Raw genomic sequence first — 18,461 nt, forward strand, 5'->3', positions numbered from 1 at the left:
AGTTTATTTATCGAACGACAACAGATTTATTCTGCTGCTTCTTCTTTTTGTTCTGCAATTGCTTTTGTAGCGTATGCTAAGTTACGGATAGGTGCTTGTAACACGCTTAACAACATAGATACAAGGCCATTGTAATCTGGTAATGTAGACAATTCTTTGATTTCATCTAAAGTCGCTACTTTCCCTTCAATGACTCCACCTTTAATTTCTAACGCTTCATGTTTCTTAGAGAACTCATGTAAAATTTTCGCAGGAGCCACAACGTCTTCTTTACTAAAAGCAATCGCTGTTGGACCAACCAGGCTGTCTTGTAGATCGCTTAGTTCCGTATCGGCAACCGCACGTCTAGACATCGTATTTTTATAAACTCTATAATCAATGTTATTATCACGGAGTTCTTTTCTTAGTGCAGTGATTTCTGCAACGTTTAAACCACGATAGTCAACTAATACCGATGATTGGCTTTCCTGAAACTTCTCTGAAATCTCATTAACAAGTTGTTTTTTTGCATCAAGTGTTCCCATTCGTACACCTCCTATGATTGTTAACCGTGTAATTGTGTTGTTTTCACTAAAAAATGCCTCCATTTAGACATGGAGGCATTATCATTATGAATTGTCATAATTTTAATAAACACCTCGGCAGGATATTAAGCAATAAAAGCACCTACTGTCTACGGTATAACATATTAATTTTAACCTAACTAATTATAATACACAGATTATTTACTGTCAAATTTTAACGTGCATATACAGATGCGTCCACTTTAATTCCAGGACCCATTGTAGATGTAACAGCAACGTTTTTAAGATACGTACCTTTTGATGATTGAGGCTTAACTTTTACAATTGTCTCTACAATTGTAGCAAAGTTCTCAATTAACTTTTCGTTATCAAAAGAGATTTTTCCGATTGGCACGTGTAAGTTGGATGATTTGTCGACACGATATTCTACTTTACCAGCTTTAATATCGTTAACGGCTTTTTCAACATCGAACGTCACTGTACCAGTTTTCGGGTTCGGCATTAAACCTTTCGGCCCTAATACTCGACCTAGTTTACCAACCTCAGCCATCATGTCTGGAGTAGCTACAATTACATCAAAATCAAACCAACCATTATTAATTTTACTAATGATATCTTGGTCCCCAATGTAGTCTGCTCCAGCAGCTTCTGCTTCTTTAATCTTTTCGCCTTTTGCAAAAACTAATACACGCTGTGTTTTACCAGTTCCATGTGGCAATACAACTGCTCCACGAATATTTTCGTCTGCTTTTTTAGGGTCTACTCCCAAACGGAAAGCAACCTCAACAGTTTCATCAAAATTCGCTTTGGAAGCTTCTTTTAAAAGCGAAACAGCTTCTTCGATACCGTATGTTTTATTACGGTCAACAAGCTTTGCAGCTTCTTGATATTTTTTACCTCTTTTTTTCAATTTCGTTCCTCCTTATTTGTGGTAGTAGCGGTTATACCTCCCACTTAGGTACAATGGGTCAGAAAACCCGGATCGCCAACCTTTATGGCGAAAGCCTTAGTTGACTTATGCAGTAATGATTTCTTATCTGCCAAGCAGATTAGTCTTCAATCGTAATACCCATACTGCGCGCTGTACCTTCAACCATACGCATTGCCGCCTCAACATCAGCAGCGTTTAAATCTTGCATTTTAGTTTCGGCGATTTCTTTAACTTTATCGCGCTTAACTGTTGCAACTTTATTTTTGTTCGGCTCACCTGAAGCCTTATCAATACCAGCAGCTTTTTTAAGTAAAACTGCAGCCGGTGGTGTTTTTGTAATGAATGTGAATGAACGATCTTCAAACACCGTAATTTCAACCGGAATAATCAATCCAGCTTGGTCTTGTGTTTGCGCATTAAATTCTTTACAGAATCCCATAATGTTTATTCCTGCTTGTCCAAGTGCCGGTCCTACTGGCGGAGCTGGATTCGCTTTCCCTGCAGGAATTTGCAATTTAACAATATTAATAACTTTTTTAGCCACGAGACACACCTCCTTATCGTCCGTGATGTGGTAATCGGTAGTTCGCTTTTGAGCGAATTCCCTCCCACTCATTTAGAGCATTTCTTCATAGAAGAATGCATAACATAAAAATTTTATCATGTTAGTTAAAAAAAAGCAATGTTTAATATGAACAATTACATCTTTTCTACTTGAGAAAAATCTAACTCAACTGGAGTCTCTCTACCAAACATATTGACATGCACTTTGATTTTCTGTTTATCAACATCTATATGTTCAATCGTACCCATAAAATTAGCGAATGGGCCGTCTATCACTTTTACATTTTCTTTTAATTCAAAATCTACTTTTACTGTTGAGTCAGCCATACCAATCCGCTTTAATAGTGTCTCAACTTCTTCAGGGAAAAGTGGTGTCGGCTTTGTCCCCTGGCCACTAGATCCAACAAAACCCGTCACACCAGGAGTATTCCGGACAACATACCATGAATCATCTGTCATGATCATTTCGGCTAGGACATAACCTGGAAAGAATTTCTTCATCGACGTTTTCTTCTTTCCATCTTTAATCTCTGTTTCTTCCTCTTCTGGCACAATTACACGGAAAATTTTATCTTCCATCCCCATTGTTTCTACTCGTTTTTCGAGGTTCATTTTCACTTTGTTTTCGTACCCTGAATAAGTATGGATAACGTACCAATTTGTTTCCATGATTTCCCTCCATCATTATTTTCTAACTATCTGAAAAACTATTTTTCACGAAACTATTTCTATTTATGGATCTCTAAGTTTTTAAAACCTACAAGCTTTCTCATGAAATACTAAATTTACGATGTAACGTACAACAAGCTTACTTTAGTAATAACTATATAGTAAGCGCTAAACGTCCTCGTGACATCTTGTTTAGATTTTACCGTTCTTTTCATTTCCCGAGAGAGGGCTTATTTATCCCACTTGTTGAAGTAGTTTTTCGTTTGAAACGTTAACAAATAATTCTTAATTATTTATAACTCAACTTTCGCAAATAAACCTCGGAAGTATTAGGAAGGTTAGAGATTCACTGCCTCAGTTGTATTTTCAATTAACTTGCTGCTTGAAAATAAACCTTTATTTCAAGATAATATTCCGTCACCGAATTTGATAAAAACTGCTCAGTAATTTCGAAAGGCGAATTTCTTACCGCTACGGAAATACACTCCGCTTTCCGCGGGCGGCTGGTGAGCCTCCTTAGGCTAAAGCCTTGCGGGGTCTCGCCTAGGCCTTCTATCCCGCAGGAGTCTACGTGTATTTTCTACGCTAGATGTGCTTGGTAACAACTCTACACATTTTGATATTACTATCATCAATGGTTGATTGAAGCCGGAGGGCAGTCGACTCCTGTGGGAACAGCACGAGTCTGAAGACCCCGCAGGAAGCGGTTTTTGCTTCCGAGGAGGCTGAAGCCGTGCCCACGGAAAGCGAACAGCCCGAAGGCGGAAATTAACGCTACGGTTTACTAGGTTTACAATTTTCACTACTGTACAAGTCTACGTTTTTTGCGCAAAACAGTTTTATCATAAGGTTTTTAAGATATCAAATGGAAGCATTTTTGAGTTAATCTACACACCTGTTTAAGCGAAAGTTTAGTTTATAAAATATCCCTTAAAAAAGACAATATTAAAAAACCCGTGTTTTCGGGTTTTTATATTGATCCTATTCTATATATTATTATAACATAATTATAAATTAATTATTCAAAAATGGCATATTATTTAAAATTTGTGTAATACCTAAGTCAACCACTGTAAAAAACAAAGCTACAAATGCAACCGTAACAATAACTGTTATTGTATAACTGACCAATTCAGATCCGCGTGGCCAAGTTACTTTTCTCATTTCCCTTGAGACATCTTTTAGAAATTTAAAAATATTCACCTTAATCCTCCAAATGCGCCTATTTCGTTTCTCTGTGCAAAACATGTTTATTACAATGTTTACAATACTTTTGAACGGATAACCGATCAGGGCTTGTTAATTGGTTTTTGTTTGTACTATAGTTTCTGTTGCCACAAATTGTACATGCCAATGTTATCTTCTTATTCATAACTTCACCATAATATTCATTCTATTATCTCTATAAAGATAGCATGGTTAAATTAAACTGTCAATAATAACCTATTATTAGCGTTTAGCATGTACCCCTGCCGATAGCGATAGCTGTTAGTTAATATGCAAAATCTTTCTCCTGTATCAGTTGCTCTACTTTTTTCTTTACTCTCTGTAAAGCATTATCTATTGACTTCTCTTGTCTATCCAATTGTTCGGCAATTTCTTCATATGTACATCCCTGAAGATATAAATAGAGCACATCCCATTCTAATCGCGTTAACGCTTTCATTAATTGGGCTTGTACATATCGGAATTTCTCTCTTATTACTAGAAGCTCTTGTGGGTCAATAGAATCTACACAGTATATCGTATCCAATAATCTTCTCTCTGAATTTTCATCGTTAACTGGTTTATAAATAGAAACATACGAATTTAGCGGTGTATGTTTTAGCCTGGTCGCCGATTTAATAGACGTTATAATTTGTCTAGTAATACACAATTCAGCGAACGACCTAAACGACGATCGTTTGTCCTTGTCATAGTCACAAATTGCTTTGTAAAGGCCGATTAATCCCTCTTGTACGACATCATCACGATCACTGCCAATTAAAAAATAAGTGTTCGCTTTTTTTCGAACAATTCGTTCATATTTTTTAATTAAATATTCTACTGCAGTCTCATTCCCTTGCTGAACATGTGATAAAACTTCCTCATCAACTAACGAACCAAACGGAACATTTCTCTCGAGTTGTTTAACAGTGCTCACGAATACTCCCCCTACTAGTAAAATTTAACAATTGCTTCTAGTTAAAGAGAGTATACAGTAAGAAGTTTAAAAGAGTCAATACCATTTTTTTCTTTTTTTACAATATTCGGATGAATTTGTGATAATGTTAGTATATCCCTTATTTTCCACGTCTCCATCTTTCTAGTTGTTCTCTCACATTCCCGTTCATATGAATTTTTATTTTAGGTCGTTCAATAGTTTGCTGTTGCAAATCGTCATTTATTGTTCTTTCCATGCTTTTAATTTCAATTAATAATTCGCGAGCAGAAATACGAAGCGCACCACGACTAAAAATGGTCCGTTGTTCTAAATAGTCAGAAGTTGCTACATACACATTATTTTTTACATTTTTCAAAGACTTTACAAGCCGTTCAATACACTCATCCGCAGTCTCATTTTCCCGAGTGTATATTATTTCTACACCGTTCACTGATTTCCTGCTTTCATTTCCTCTAACATATAATGCGTCAAAAACTATGATAACTCGACTTCCTGTGTATGCTCTATATTCGACTAAAATCTCTATTAATCGACTTCGAGCTAAGCCCATATCTTTTCTTTGTAGATGGTTTAACTCGTCCCATGCACCGATCACATTGTACCCATCAACAACAAGAACATCCATCAGTCTTCACCTGATAAATTTCTTTTTCGGTAGATTTCATACATTAATAAACCTGTAGCTACTGAAGCATTTAAAGAAGGTATCGAACCTTTCATTGGGATATGAATCGTCCAATCGCACTTTTCCTTAACTAGTCGGCTAATTCCCTTTCCTTCATTACCAATTACAAGAGCGATTGATGTTTCTCCATCCAATGAACGATAGTCTTTGGAACCTACTTCATCTGTTCCAACAATCCAAATGTTCTTCTTTTTTAACTCGTCTATCGTCTTTACAATATTCGTTACACGAGCAACCGGTATATGTTCAATAGCTCCTGCCGAAGTCTTAGCCACGATTTCCGTTAAACCTACTGCTCTACGCTTAGGTATAATAACCCCATGTACTCCAGTAGCATCAGCCGTTCGTAATATTGCACCTAAGTTATGTGGGTCTTCAATCTCATCGAGAATAATAATAAAAGGAGCTTCTTCTCTCTTGTCAGCAACAGATAAAATGGTATCAATGTCCGAATATTGATAAGCAGTCACATATGCAATAATTCCTTGATGTCGCCCTTTTGTAAGCTGATCAAGACGCTGCTTCGGAACCTTTTGTAAAACCGTATTTGCTTTTTTTGTCGCCGCTTGTAATTCTCTTTCCGTTCGATTATTTAATTGATCGGAAATGACTACTTTATTAATGGATCGCCCAGTTTGCAATGCCTCCATTACTGGATTTCTGCCGATAATTATTTCTTCATCCATGCTACCTTTCCTTCCTATTTATCTTTATCCTTATTTGTAATATATTGTATAGCTTCTGTGATCAGCTCATCAAGACGTGTCCTATTTTTTAATAAATAATAATAGCCAATTAGTGCTTCAAATGCCGTAGCATACCTATAGTCTTGAATCGACATATTTTTAGGGGTCGAACCCGATTTTGCATTTCGACCCCTTCTTACAACTGCCGCTTCTTCTTCATTTAATTTACCCTCATCAAGCCAATGATGAATGATTGCTGCTTGAGCTGAGGCAGCTACATATGTGATCGCTTTTTTATGCAATTCATTTGGCTTTACTTGCCCAGCTTCTATCAAATGGTGTCGAACATATAGTTCATATACAGCATCACCAACATATGCTAGAGCAAGACTGTTTAATTGTTTAACTTGAACACTCATTACCCTCTTCTCCAACGAACACCTTGATTGGTATCTTCTAGGATAATGTTTTTCTCTTTTAACAAATCACGAATTTCATCAGCTCTTCCGTAATTCCGTTCTTTCCTAGCTTTGTTTCTCTCAGCAATGAGGGCGTCGATTTCTTCATCAAGCAATTCTTCTTTCTCAAGTTTAATACCTAGTACACTTAGTAATGTTTTTATTTCGTCTTGGAAAGCTTGAATAATTTCATTTTCTGTTTGATTTTCTTCTAAATATAAATTTGCATCTCTAGTTAAATCAAACAACACAGTAATCGCATTAGCAGTGTTAAAGTCGTCGTCCATTGCTTTTTCAAAGGCTTCTCGGTGTTGTCGAATTTTGGAAAGCCAGTTGTCTTTATGATTACCTAATCCAGCACTCACATTCTTACGATGCTCTAAATTCGTATAAGCTGTAGTTATTCGCTCCAAACTGTTTTTGGCACTAAGTAAAAGATTGTCCGTAAAATTAATTGGATTACGATAATGGACACTTAGCATAAAAAACCGTAAAACCATTGGATCATATTTTTCAATTAAGTCTTTTGCTAAAATAAAATTCCCAAGTGATTTTGACATTTTTTCATCATTAATGTTCATGTATCCATTATGCATCCAATAGTTTGCAAAAGGCTGTTCATTCAGCGCCTCAGATTGAGCAATTTCATTTTCATGGTGGGGAAACGTTAAGTCTTGCCCACCAGCATGAATATCAATAGTATCCCCTAAATATTTTTTAGCCATTGCCGAACATTCTATATGCCAGCCTGGTCTTCCTTTTCCCCAAGGAGAATCCCAAGCAATATCATGATCCTTTGCTTTTTTCCATAAAGCAAAATCTAATGGGTCTTCTTTCTTTTCCCCTATTTTAATTCTTGCACCTGCTCGCAATTCATCAATCGATTGATCTGACAACTTTCCATAGTCTTCGAATGCTCTTGGCTTGAAATATACATCGCCTTCAACTGCATAGGCATACCCTTTATCAATTAACCCTGAAATAAAAGCAATAATGTCATCGATTGTTTCTGTTACTCGAGGATGATACGTAGCTTCTTCAACACCTAGATCTTTTACATCTTTTAAATAGGCATCAATAAAACGATTGGCAAGTTGTTGTACGTTTTCACCTGTTTTTCCCGCAGCATTGATTATCTTGTCATCCACATCTGTAAAGTTAAGCACGTATGTGACATGATATCCTTTATACTCGAAATATCTTCTTACTGTATCAAATACAATCGCAGGCCGTGCGTTTCCAATATGGATATAGTTATATACCGTAGGACCACATACATACATTTTAACTTCGCCATCTACAAGCGGTTTAAACAGCTCTTTTTCTTTTGTTAATGTGTTATAAATATTAATTGACATGCTCTCTTCCTTCCTTCAATTTCTTTACTTCCTCATTTAATGCATCTATTTCAGCTTGTAATTTTTTCATACGGTCGGAGATGGGATCCGGCAAAATATGGTGGTCTAATTTCTTTTGACTTACTTTTTTGCCATTTTGCTTTACGATTCGACCAGGTATTCCGACTACTGTCGAATTGTCTGGAACATCTTTTAAAACAACTGATCCTCCCCCTATTTTGGAGTTCTCCCCTACTGTAATCGATCCTAACACTTTTGCACCGGTGGCAATAAGGGCATTATCTTTTACAGTCGGATGTCGTTTTCCTTTTTCATGTCCAGTTCCGCCAAGGGTTACGCCTTGATAGATAGTCACATTATCTCCGATTTCACATGTTTCTCCTATTACAACTCCCATGCCATGGTCAATAAAGAATCTGCGCCCTATTACTGCACCTGGATGGATCTCAATTCCTGTAAAAAATCTGCTCACTTGAGAAATAGCTCGAGCAATAAAAAATAATTTACGCTTATAAAATGCATGGGCGACCCGATGTGCCCAAATTGCATGCAATCCTGAATATGTTAGAAACACTTCTATATAAGTGCGAGCCGCTGGGTCCTGCTCAAACACTACATCCATGTCTTCCCGCATCCGCTTAAAGATTCCCACTTTAAGTTCCTCCCTTAATAAAAATAAAAAGCGTCTCTATGTAAGGTACTTACACAGAGACGCTTGTTGCGCGCGGTTCCACTCTGTTTAGAGAAGAAATCTTCTCTCAACTTGATCTGGTAACGGTAGATAACCGCCGTTATATACTAATTTTCCATAACGGGACTCCGAGGTGCATGTTCAAAAGCATTACTTAGAATCACTTTCAGCCTAATGATGATTCTCTCTTGTTAAGCAATCAGCTTTTTACTTTTCCTCTTCACCATCTACATCAATATAAATAGCTTCCTGTAAATTTACTATATTATATTTTTAAGAAAATGTGAACTGTTTAATCCTCAATATCACTTAAAACGGTGTCTAATCTTGCTAAGACAACATCTTTTCCTAATAATTCAATCGCTTTAGGGAGTTCTGGTCCATGTGTCTGCCCGGTGGTCGCTACACGGATCGGCATAAATAACTTTTTACCTCTATGCTTAGTCTCTTTTTGAGTAGCTTTAATTTGCTCTTTTATATGATCAGCTGTGAAATCATCCAAGTGAATAAGCTTGTCGGTAAAGACTTGTAAAACCTCAACAACTTGCTCTTCAGCTAAAACCTCTTGAGCCGCTTCATCGTAATGAATATCCGTCTTAAAGAATAGATCCGTTAACTCTACAATTTCAGCGCCAAATCTTAATTGCTCTTGATACAGCGCAATTACTTCTTTTATCCAACGAAGTGTTTCTTCATCTGCATCCTTAGAAATTTTCCCTGCTTCTATTAAGTGAGGCAAGGTTAATTCAATCACTGTCTCAACATTTGCCTTCTTAATATACTCTCCGTTCATCCACTCTAATTTTTTAGAGTCAAAAATTGCAGCTGAAGTAGAAAGTCTTTGCGGATCGAATATGTCAATCAGTTGTTCTTTTGTAAATATTTCTTCTTCCCCGCCCGGTGACCAACCTAACAGAGTAATAAAATTGAACATTGCTTCAGGTAAAAATCCAAGCTTTTTATATTGCTCGATAAATTGCAAAATATGTTGATCTCGTTTACTTAATTTTTTCCTGTTTTCATTCAGAATAAGCGTCATATGACCGTATGTCGGTGCTTCCCATCCAAAGGCATCGTAAATCATCATCTGTCTAGGTGTATTTGAAATATGTTCTTCCCCTCGTAATACATGGGTTATTTGCATTAAGTGATCATCAATAGCAACCGCGAAATTATACGTTGGAATACCATCTTTTTTTACGATCACCCAGTCACCATAATCACTTGATTCAATGGAAATATTCCCTCGTACCATGTCACGAAACGTATATGTTTTATTTTGTGGCACGCGTAATCGAATTGCAGGTTTCCTGCCCTCTTGTTTAAATGCTTCAATTTCTTTTTGAGACAGATTTGCATGTGCCCCTGAATATTTTGGGACTTGTCCATTCGCGCGTTGTTCTTCTCTTTCCTGCTCTAATTCTTCTTCTGTCATATAACATTCATATGCCAAATCTCTCTCTAACAGATCGTCAATATACTTTTGATAGATATCTAAACGTTCCATTTGACGATATGGCCCGTAATCTCCACCAATATCTGCGCCCTCATCCCATTCAATACCGAGCCATTTTAAATAGGTTAATTGGCTTTCTTCTCCACCTTCAACATTTCTTTTAGCATCTGTATCTTCAGTTCTGATAATAAATTTCCCGTCAAAATGTTTTGCATATAAATAATTAAATAATGCGGTACGTGCATTCCCAATATGTAAATCTCCAGTTGGACTAGGTGCGTATCGTACCCGTATTTCTTTCGCCATTATTGTTCCCCTCTCTGTAATGTATCGAATGACTTAACTAGCATATCAATGTATCAAAAATAAATACCAATCTTATTATATATTATTTAGTTAGAAAACTTAACTTATCGCCAAGCCTTTATGGTGAGACTTTAGCAGGAAGAAAGGAACTATACTTTCTTACCGCCAATAAAAAGCGATAACATACGCTGTTATCACCTTTTATTTTCTTATTAAGTTATACCGTTTTTACAATGCTTTTTCAAGTAATTTTGGCTTTGCAAAAATCATTCTGCCAGCTGAAGTTTGTAAAACACTCGTAATAAGTACTTCAATTGTTTTTCCGATATGATCTCTTCCGTCTTCAACAACAATCATCGTACCATCGTCTAGATAGGCAATTCCTTGTCGTTGCTCTTTTCCATCTTTAATAACTTGCACTACGAGTTCCTCTCCTGGTAATACAACAGGTTTAACTGCATTGGCTAAGTCATTAATGTTGAGTACAGAAACGCCTTGAAAATCACAAACTTTATTTAAATTAAAATCATTGGTCACGACGACACCATTGATCAGCTTAGCAAGTTTAACTAACTTACTGTCCACTTCCTGAATATCCTCAAAATCGCCTTCATAGATTTCTACTTGTATGTTTAATTCCTTTTGAATTCTGTTTAGAATGTCTAGCCCACGGCGACCACGATTTCTTTTTAACACATCAGATGAATCCGCTATATGCTGAAGCTCTTCTAGAATGAATTGAGGAATGACAATCGTTCCTTCTAAAAAATTCGTTTGGCATATATCAGCAATGCGCCCATCAATAATGACACTCGTATCTAATATTTTTGGTTTTAATTCATCTTTCTCTTCTCTCTCTTCATCTAAAGCCTGTTTCCGAGCTTTATCCTTTCGAGAGATAGACAGTAGGTTCATAAATTCCTCTCTTCTTCTGAAACCAACTTGGAAACCTAAGTAACCAATAATGATCGTTAGGAATAAGGGAACAATTTCTGATACAATTTTTAAACCAATATCCTGAATCGGTATGTTAATCAAATACGCTACAACTAATCCTAATATAAGTCCAATTGTTCCAAAGAATAAGTCCACAACCGGTATCTTGATTAAACCTTCTTCTATCCATTTCAAGAATCCAACAACATAATCTGCCAGTAAGTAAGTTAAAATAGAAAATATAATAGCACCTAGCACAAGACCAAAGTATGGGGATGTGAACCAATTAATATCTGTAATATTTAATAGTTGAATAATAGTTGGGAGATATAAAAATCCTAAAGTACCTCCAGTTATGATAAAAAATACGTGCACAATTTTTCGTAACATACATAGTACACCTCCTTAACCTTTAGTATTACCCTTTTTATAACATTCTAATCATTAAGAAAGAAATTGATGAACATATACAATAAATAATAGCATAGCCTTATTTCTTAAGTCAATTTAACAAAACAATAAATTCTATCATACTATAATTTCTTTGTCAATAATATGACGAACTTTGTTACATTGTGTAACCTTCATTCTGTTCATTAGTATGCAAGCCATATCGTAATGCTTCATGTACAGTCTTCACTCCGATGACTTCGATCCCATTCGGGTAATTCCAACCATCTAAATTATTTTCTGAACAGATTACTCTCTTGAATCCCAGCTTTGCTGCTTCTTGTACACGTTGTTCGATCCTGGATACACGTCTAATTTCTCCAGTTAATCCAACTTCGCCAATAAATATATCTTCTGGATTTGTCGGCTGATCTCGGAAACTCGAGGCAATACTAATTGCAATAGATAAATCGATTGCCGGCTCATCAAGTTTAACTCCACCGGCCACTTTAATATATGCATCTTGGTTCTGTAACATTAACCCTACACGTTTTTCTAAAACAGCCATAAGTAACGGAACCCTGTTTGAATCTACACCTGTTGCCATCCTTCTTGGATTTCCAAAGCTTGACGGAGAAATTAAAGCTTGGATCTCAACTAATACAGGACGTGTGCCCTCCATAGATGCAACAACGGTAGAACCTGATGCCCCACGAGAACGCTCTTCCAAAAATATTTCTGATGGATTAAGAACTTCTTGTAATCCTAATTCTTTCATTTCAAAGATACCCATTTCGTTTGTACTCCCGAAACGATTTTTTACCCCTCTTAAAATGCGATACGTATGATGCCTTTCTCCCTCAAAATATAAAACAACATCAACCATATGTTCCAGCATACGTGGACCAGCAATCGCACCTTCTTTAGTTACGTGACCTACGATGAAAATAGGGATTCCTTTTGTTTTAGCCAACTTCATAAGTTCCATCGTACATTCTCTCACCTGTGACACACTTCCTGGTGCACTCGTCACTTCTTCCTTAAATATAGTTTGAATAGAATCCACCACTACAAAAGCCGGTTTTAATTGTTCGATATGAAGTAAAATATTATGGAGATTTGTCTCTGCTAAAACATATAATTCTTCTTCATCCATTCCAAGTCGATTTGCTCTTAACTTCGTTTGTTGTAATGATTCCTCTCCAGATATATATAAGACACGTAATTTTTTGCTAGCAATTTGAGCAGAAGTTTGCAAGAGGAGAGTAGATTTACCAATTCCAGGATCTCCTCCAATTAATACAAGAGAACCTGGTACGATTCCGCCACCGAGGACTCGGTTAAACTCTTTCATTGAAGTAGTTATACGCTCTTCTTTCTCATACTCTATTTGATTCATCTTTGTTGGTTTACTAGCTTGTCCACTTGGAGAAACTCCGACTCCTGCTGCTCTTTTTGGTTGTTTTACTTCTTCTACAAATGTGTTCCAATTATTACAATTCGTACACTTTCCCATCCATCTTAATGATTCATACCCACATTCTTGACACATATATACAGTTTTTCGTTTTGCCATTTATTCCATCCTTTCAAGCAATTGCGCTCGCGAATAAAGCGGTTCTCATAAGTTAAATATGTCAATTTGCAAAAAAAGCTAGCGATCTAATCACTAGCTTTTAAAAACATCTTGTAAAAAGTTAAGGTAAAACAATAAAGTCGCCTTTACTATTTAATCCTATTTTTACATTCTGCCCTTTTTTAATGGTTCCTTTTAATAACTCTTCAGACAGTAAATCCTCAATATTTCGTTGAATAGAGCGACGAAGTGGTCTTGCACCATATTCAGGGTCAAATCCTTCTTCCGCAATTTTTTCAATGGCCCGATCAGTTATTGTGAATTTAATTTCTTGCTCAGCAACACGATGTCGGACTTGTTCAATCATTAGTTTGACTATATCCTTCATATGTTTCTTCTCTAATGAATGGAAAACAATCGTCTCATCGATACGGTTTAAAAATTCAGGTCTAAATGTCTTTTTCATTTCGTCCATTACTTTTGATTTCATGTCACTATGTTCCTGCTTATCATCACCCAAATTAAACCCTACAAATCGATTACGCTTCAGTTCACTTGCACCCACATTGGAAGTCATAATTAGAACAGTATTTCTAAAATCTACTAAACGTCCTTTTGAATCTGTTAATCGGCCATCTTCAAGTACTTGCAGTAAAATGTTAAACACTTCTGGATGAGCTTTTTCCACTTCATCAAGTAAGACGACAGAATATGGTTTGCGACGTACTTTTTCTGTCAGTTGACCGCCTTCTTCATATCCTACATATCCTGGAGGTGAGCCAACTAAACGAGAAGTCGAATGTTTCTCCATATATTCCGACATATCAATCCGAATCATCGCATCCTCATCGGCAAACATCACTTCCGCAAGTGCTCTAGCAAGTTCCGTTTTACCAACTCCAGTTGGACCTAAGAAAATAAATGAACCAATTGGCCGTTTAGGATCTTTTAATCCAGCACGTGCCCGTCTGATTGCTTTTGAAATTGCATTTACCGCTTCACTTTGACCGATAATGCGATTATGCAATACTTCTTCCATATTTAATAGACGATCACTTTCATCCTTAGTAAGTTTCACTACAGGAACACCAGTCCACGTTGAAACTACCATAGCGATATCTTCTTCTGTTACTTCTAAGTTTTCTTTTCCTTGTTGTTCTTTCCACTCATTTTTAGTTTTTTCCACTTCTTCTCTTAACTTTTGTTCTTTATCTCTAAAAGCTGCGGCCTTTTCAAATTCTTGACTAAGCACAGCAGAATCCTTTTCTTGACGAATTTCTTCAAGCTCTGTTTCTAATTCTTTTAAATTTGGTGGTATCGTATACGATTTTAATCGAACACGCGAACCAGCTTCATCAATTAAATCAATTGCTTTGTCCGGCAAGAAACGATCAGTAATATACCGATTGGAAAGTTCTGCAGCGGCTTCAATTGCACCGTCTGTAATTGTTACACGGTGGTGAGCTTCATATCGATCACGTAGCCCTCTTAAAATTTGTGCTGTCTCTTCAATTGTTGGTTCGTCCACTTGAATCGGTTGGAATCTTCTTTCCAATGCTGCATCTTTCTCAATATACTTTCTGTATTCATCTAAAGTTGTTGCTCCTACACATTGTAATTCACCACGGGATAAAGAAGGTTTTAATATATTAGATGCATCAATTGCCCCTTCAGCCCCACCAGCTCCTATCAATGTATGAAGCTCATCGATAAATAAGATAACATTCCCAGCATTTCTTATTTCATCCATCACTTTTTTAAGCCTGTCTTCAAACTCACCACGATATTTTGTACCCGCTACAACCGTTCCCATATCCAATGTCATCACACGTTTATCGCGTAACGTTTCAGGAACTTCATTATTTACAATCTGATGAGCAAGGCCTTCAACTACTGCTGTTTTTCCAACTCCTGGTTCACCGATTAAAACAGGATTATTTTTCGTTCTTCTACTTAAAATTTGAATGATACGCTCAATCTCATCATCTCTTCCAATAACCGGGTCAACCTTCCCTTCCCTAGCACTTGCAGTCAAATCCCTTGCAAGTGAATCTAATGTAGGAGTATTAACATTTGCCGATTGTCCTCTACTCTGTTGACCAGATTGAGATTCATTACTACCCAATAATTGTAGCACTTGCTGCCTTGCCTTATTTAAACTTACATCTAAATTATGCAGGACGCGAGCAGCTACACCTTCTCCTTCACGAATTAAGCCAAGCAGTATATGTTCTGTTCCTACATAGGAATGGCCAAGCTTGCGTGCTTCATCTTGCGAAAGTTCAACAACCTTTTTAGCTCGTGGGGTATAATGAATTGATTTCATCGGTTGATTGCCTTTTCCAATTAACTTCTCAACCTCTGCTTGAATTTTTCTAACTTCAAGTCCTAGTTCTTTTAATGCTTTTGCAGCAATTCCATCTCCCTCACGAATAAGACCGAGTAAAATATGCTCCGTACCAATATTATGATGTCCCAGCCTGATTGCTTCTTCTTGCGATAATGCTAATACTTTCTGAGCTCTTTCTGTAAATCTTCCAAACATCATACACGTTCCCTCCTACTTTTGTTCCAACATTAACCTTTCTCTAATTAACGTAGCACGTAAAACATCACGTTCACTTGAGGTTAAAATTTTATTTGCATAATGCTGTAAAAAACCCGGTTGGGTTAATACCATTAATTCATTTAAAATACTATGCGATATATTTTTAATTATCCCTAAGTCAATACCCAATCTCAGACTAGATAATCGTGTTGCTGCCTCTTTTGATTCCATAATTCTGCTATGTTTTAATATACCATATGAACGAAAGATCTGATCTTGCATTCTAATTTCTGAACGTTGCATTAAACGACTGCGGGCATCCCGCTCCTGCTCAACCAACTTGGCAATAATGCTCTGTAAATCTTGCACAATATCTTCTTCGGATTTACCTAATGTAATTTGATTCGATATTTGAAAAATGTTTCCAAGAGCCTCACTGCCCTCACCATAAATACCTCGAACTACAAATCCTAACTGGTTAATTGCTGGAATCATCCGGCTAATTTTCTTTGTTAAGACTAAAGCAGGTAGATGAATCATAACAGAAGCTCTCATCCCTGTTCCTACATTCGTTGGACAACTAGTTAGATATCCTTTTTGTTCATCAAACGCATAATCAATTTCTTCTTCAAGCCAGTCATCAAGTAAGGAAGCCTCATTTAAAGCAGTTGTTAATTGAAAACCTGGAAAATATAATTGCATCCGGATATGATCTTCTTCATTTATCATAATTGAAACTTGCTCATTATCTGCTACAAGAGCTGCGGCTGATCTTGCTTTTGCTAGGTATGGGCTAATCAAATGTTTCTCAACTAAAACTCTTTTTTCAATATTACTTAAATCGGTAATCTCAATTAATTCGAAATTCTTATATTGCCCATATGACGTTTGATGAAAGTTTTGTTTAAAAAAGTTAGATACTCTTTTTAAGTCTTTTTCATCAGCAATAATTGGGAAAATTTCATCTTGAAAATTTCGAGCTAAACGAATTCGCGTACTTAAGACGATATCATTTTCTGGGCCTTCTTCTCGCATCCAAGGGCTTATTGCTTCATCCATAAACTGTTCAAAACTCATGAATGATCACCCTCTTTCTCTGTCTCTAGGCTTTTAATTTTATCCCTTATAATTGCGGCCTTTTCAAATTCTTCTTGTTCAATTAGTTGCTGTAATTGTTGTCGGTATGACTCCAACTCTTTTTTGGTATGCAGATGGACTCCTTTTCGTTTAGGTATTTTCCCAATATGTTTTGTATTTCCGCTATGGACTCTTCGGAAAATAGAGTCTAATTTAAGTTTAAAAGCACTATAACAATCAACACAGCCAAACTTTCCAATTCGTTGAAAATCATCAAACGTAATCTTACATTTTGGACATTGTAGTTCTTCAATTTGCTTAAAAATATTATCATTTTGCAGCTCTAATTGCGAGGAACCAAAATTAAAGAGCCCTGTTAGTAAGTCATGCAAAGAGTATGTTTCTTCCATTTGATTTATATACCCCTTTTTTGCTGCACAAACTTCACATACTTTTATTTCAGTCTTTTCCCCATTAATAATTTGAGTAAAATATAGAGTAGCGGGGCGCTTCTTACATTCACTGCATGTCATCCCATATCTCTCCCCTATTACTTATTTATATATTTAAGTGTCGTTAGGATTGCAGTTAATACACGTGCACGAAGTTGATCACGCTCAGGAAGTGCTATAGCCAATGTTTCTCTATCAATTGCACTAATAATTAATTTCTCTTCCCGACGTGTAATAACCTTTTTTTCAACAAGCCTTTCTAATACATCAATAGCCGCCTGCTGAGAAACTTTTGGATTAATCATCTTAATAATATCATTAATTAGTTCAAATTCATTTTGATGTTCTATACGTATTATGCGAATATATCCTCCACCCCCACGTTTACTCTCAGTTATATACCCTTTTTCTATTGTAAAACGCGTATTTATTACATAATTTATTTGTGAAGGAACACACTGAAACTGGTCCGCGATTTCACTTCGCTTAATTTCCACCATCTTTTTTTCATTAGCATGTAGAGTTTGTTTTAAATATTGTTCTATGATATCAGAAATGCTCATTACTTACACCCCTTCCCCTGCTTTGACCTCTTTATCATTATTTATTTAATTCTTTATCTTTAATCGCATTTATAATATTTGACTTTGACCATATTTGACTATAATTATATTATACGATAATTATTAATGGATTTAAAGATATTTCCTTCACTATCTTTGACAAAATGTCTAAATATAAACATTAACTTCCTATTTTAATTTCTTAATCCTACTATGTTGCATTTCATCTACTTATTTAAGTATACTTCTTACTTGTTTTTCGACTTTATTCGATTACATCTTCATAATGATTGGATGGTGAAGTACATATATTTCTCTGTTTTTCCGTATTTTATTTAAGAGCGGACTAGTTAAAAAGAGATATTTGCATTATGTAACAATAAAAAAACAGTCTATCTACATTAAAGTAAATAGACTGTTTTTGATT

Annotated in this window: 19 protein-coding genes and 2 other annotated features; all 19 genes read right to left on the reverse strand. The window is 36.1% G+C overall.

The genetic code is table 11. From position 1 onward, the window contains the following. Positions 1-26 precede the first annotated feature (26 nt). Positions 27-524, reverse strand: a complete 498-nt coding sequence (gene rplJ, locus SPD48_RS19615; RefSeq protein WP_336259840.1) for a 50S ribosomal protein L10 — start codon at positions 522-524, stop codon at positions 27-29. A 40-nt stretch (positions 525-564) separates the two neighbouring features. After that, positions 565-697 (reverse strand) — a sequence feature (ribosomal protein L10 leader region). Between the two features lie 41 nt (positions 698-738). Beyond that, positions 739-1,434 (reverse strand): 50S ribosomal protein L1, encoded by a 696-nt coding sequence (rplA, locus tag SPD48_RS19620; RefSeq protein ID WP_336259841.1) that lies wholly within the window; start codon positions 1,432-1,434, stop codon positions 739-741. 139 nt (positions 1,435-1,573) lie between these two features. Then, the gene (gene rplK / locus SPD48_RS19625) at positions 1,574-1,999 is read right to left on the reverse strand and encodes a 50S ribosomal protein L11 (RefSeq protein WP_146214311.1); all 426 of its coding nucleotides are present in this window, start codon (positions 1,997-1,999) and stop codon (positions 1,574-1,576) included. Positions 2,000-2,154: 155 nt separating this feature from the next. Continuing rightward, entirely contained in the window at positions 2,155-2,688 is a 534-nt protein-coding gene (nusG, locus tag SPD48_RS19630; protein ID WP_336259842.1) for a transcription termination/antitermination protein NusG, read from the reverse strand. Between the two features lie 1,014 nt (positions 2,689-3,702). Then, complete coding sequence (gene secE / locus SPD48_RS19635; protein WP_336259859.1) at positions 3,703-3,885, reverse strand: preprotein translocase subunit SecE; 183 nt, start codon at positions 3,883-3,885, stop codon at positions 3,703-3,705. Positions 3,886-3,910: 25 nt separating this feature from the next. Then, on the reverse strand, positions 3,911-4,060 hold the full coding sequence (gene rpmG, locus SPD48_RS19640; RefSeq protein ID WP_336259843.1) for a 50S ribosomal protein L33: 150 nt from the start codon (positions 4,058-4,060) through the stop codon (positions 3,911-3,913). A gap of 120 nt (positions 4,061-4,180) precedes the next feature. After that, positions 4,181-4,831 (reverse strand): RNA polymerase sporulation sigma factor SigH, encoded by a 651-nt coding sequence (gene sigH / locus SPD48_RS19645; RefSeq protein ID WP_336259844.1) that lies wholly within the window; start codon positions 4,829-4,831, stop codon positions 4,181-4,183. A 139-nt stretch (positions 4,832-4,970) separates the two neighbouring features. Beyond that, positions 4,971-5,477: an NYN domain-containing protein gene (locus tag SPD48_RS19650; RefSeq protein ID WP_336259845.1), complete on the reverse strand. Its 507-nt coding sequence runs from the start codon at positions 5,475-5,477 to the stop codon at positions 4,971-4,973. After that, the gene (gene rlmB / locus SPD48_RS19655; protein WP_336259846.1) at positions 5,477-6,223 is read right to left on the reverse strand and encodes a 23S rRNA (guanosine(2251)-2'-O)-methyltransferase RlmB; all 747 of its coding nucleotides are present in this window, start codon (positions 6,221-6,223) and stop codon (positions 5,477-5,479) included. Before rlmB ends, SPD48_RS19650 begins: the two co-directional genes overlap by 1 nt. A 14-nt stretch (positions 6,224-6,237) precedes the next feature. Next, a complete protein-coding gene (locus SPD48_RS19660) occupies positions 6,238-6,642 on the reverse strand; it encodes a Mini-ribonuclease 3 (RefSeq protein WP_336259847.1) in 405 nt (134 codons plus the stop codon). After that, positions 6,642-8,039 (reverse strand): cysteine--tRNA ligase, encoded by a 1,398-nt coding sequence (gene cysS, locus SPD48_RS19665; RefSeq protein WP_336259848.1) that lies wholly within the window; start codon positions 8,037-8,039, stop codon positions 6,642-6,644. The genes SPD48_RS19660 and cysS overlap by 1 nt, the downstream gene beginning before the upstream one ends. After that, positions 8,029-8,685: a serine O-acetyltransferase gene (cysE, locus tag SPD48_RS19670; RefSeq protein ID WP_442962180.1), complete on the reverse strand. Its 657-nt coding sequence runs from the start codon at positions 8,683-8,685 to the stop codon at positions 8,029-8,031. Before cysE ends, cysS begins: the two co-directional genes overlap by 11 nt. Positions 8,686-8,743: 58 nt before the next feature. Beyond that, positions 8,744-8,963 (reverse strand) — a binding site (T-box leader). A 59-nt stretch (positions 8,964-9,022) separates the two neighbouring features. Continuing rightward, positions 9,023-10,492 (reverse strand): glutamate--tRNA ligase, encoded by a 1,470-nt coding sequence (gltX, locus tag SPD48_RS19675; RefSeq protein ID WP_336259850.1) that lies wholly within the window; start codon positions 10,490-10,492, stop codon positions 9,023-9,025. A 228-nt stretch (positions 10,493-10,720) separates the two neighbouring features. Then, positions 10,721-11,818, reverse strand: a complete 1,098-nt coding sequence (locus SPD48_RS19680) for a PIN/TRAM domain-containing protein (RefSeq protein WP_336259851.1) — start codon at positions 11,816-11,818, stop codon at positions 10,721-10,723. Positions 11,819-11,996: 178 nt separating this feature from the next. Then, positions 11,997-13,394: a DNA repair protein RadA gene (radA, locus tag SPD48_RS19685; protein ID WP_336259852.1), complete on the reverse strand. Its 1,398-nt coding sequence runs from the start codon at positions 13,392-13,394 to the stop codon at positions 11,997-11,999. A 121-nt stretch (positions 13,395-13,515) separates the two neighbouring features. After that, positions 13,516-15,942: an ATP-dependent Clp protease ATP-binding subunit gene (locus SPD48_RS19690; protein WP_336259853.1), complete on the reverse strand. Its 2,427-nt coding sequence runs from the start codon at positions 15,940-15,942 to the stop codon at positions 13,516-13,518. 12 nt (positions 15,943-15,954) lie between these two features. Continuing rightward, the gene (locus SPD48_RS19695) at positions 15,955-17,019 is read right to left on the reverse strand and encodes a protein arginine kinase (RefSeq protein ID WP_336259854.1); all 1,065 of its coding nucleotides are present in this window, start codon (positions 17,017-17,019) and stop codon (positions 15,955-15,957) included. Further along, positions 17,016-17,552, reverse strand: a complete 537-nt coding sequence (locus tag SPD48_RS19700) for a UvrB/UvrC motif-containing protein (RefSeq protein WP_336259855.1) — start codon at positions 17,550-17,552, stop codon at positions 17,016-17,018. Before SPD48_RS19700 ends, SPD48_RS19695 begins: the two co-directional genes overlap by 4 nt. Before the next feature lie 17 nt (positions 17,553-17,569). Further along, positions 17,570-18,034 carry a CtsR family transcriptional regulator gene (locus tag SPD48_RS19705; RefSeq protein ID WP_336259856.1) on the reverse strand — a complete coding sequence of 155 codons (465 nt, stop codon included), beginning with the start codon at positions 18,032-18,034 and terminating at the stop codon, positions 17,570-17,572. Positions 18,035-18,461 lie beyond the last annotated feature (427 nt).

This window comes from Pseudogracilibacillus sp. SE30717A (assembly GCF_037071985.1).
GTDB lineage: Bacteria > Bacillota > Bacilli > Bacillales > Amphibacillaceae > Pseudogracilibacillus.

Excerpts from the sequence above, each read along its gene's own strand:
- rplJ (WP_336259840.1), bottom strand. The coding sequence starts at position 524 with ATGGGAACACTTGATGCAAAAAAACAACTTGTTAATGAGATTTCAGAG.
- nusG (WP_336259842.1), bottom strand. The coding sequence starts at position 2,688 with ATGGAAACAAATTGGTACGTTATCCATACTTATTCAGGGTACGAAAAC.
- rpmG (WP_336259843.1), bottom strand. The coding sequence starts at position 4,060 with ATGAATAAGAAGATAACATTGGCATGTACAATTTGTGGCAACAGAAAC.
- SPD48_RS19650 (WP_336259845.1), bottom strand. The coding sequence starts at position 5,477 with ATGGATGTTCTTGTTGTTGATGGGTACAATGTGATCGGTGCATGGGAC.
- rlmB (WP_336259846.1), bottom strand. The coding sequence starts at position 6,223 with ATGGATGAAGAAATAATTATCGGCAGAAATCCAGTAATGGAGGCATTG.
- SPD48_RS19660 (WP_336259847.1), bottom strand. The coding sequence starts at position 6,642 with ATGAGTGTTCAAGTTAAACAATTAAACAGTCTTGCTCTAGCATATGTT.
- cysS (WP_336259848.1), bottom strand. The coding sequence starts at position 8,039 with ATGTCAATTAATATTTATAACACATTAACAAAAGAAAAAGAGCTGTTT.
- gltX (WP_336259850.1), bottom strand. The coding sequence starts at position 10,492 with ATGGCGAAAGAAATACGGGTACGATACGCACCTAGTCCAACTGGAGAT.
- SPD48_RS19680 (WP_336259851.1), bottom strand. The coding sequence starts at position 11,818 with ATGTTACGAAAAATTGTGCACGTATTTTTTATCATAACTGGAGGTACT.
- radA (WP_336259852.1), bottom strand. The coding sequence starts at position 13,394 with ATGGCAAAACGAAAAACTGTATATATGTGTCAAGAATGTGGGTATGAA.
- SPD48_RS19690 (WP_336259853.1), bottom strand. The coding sequence starts at position 15,942 with ATGATGTTTGGAAGATTTACAGAAAGAGCTCAGAAAGTATTAGCATTA.
- SPD48_RS19695 (WP_336259854.1), bottom strand. The coding sequence starts at position 17,019 with ATGAGTTTTGAACAGTTTATGGATGAAGCAATAAGCCCTTGGATGCGA.
- SPD48_RS19700 (WP_336259855.1), bottom strand. The coding sequence starts at position 17,552 with ATGACATGCAGTGAATGTAAGAAGCGCCCCGCTACTCTATATTTTACT.
- SPD48_RS19705 (WP_336259856.1), bottom strand. The coding sequence starts at position 18,034 with ATGAGCATTTCTGATATCATAGAACAATATTTAAAACAAACTCTACAT.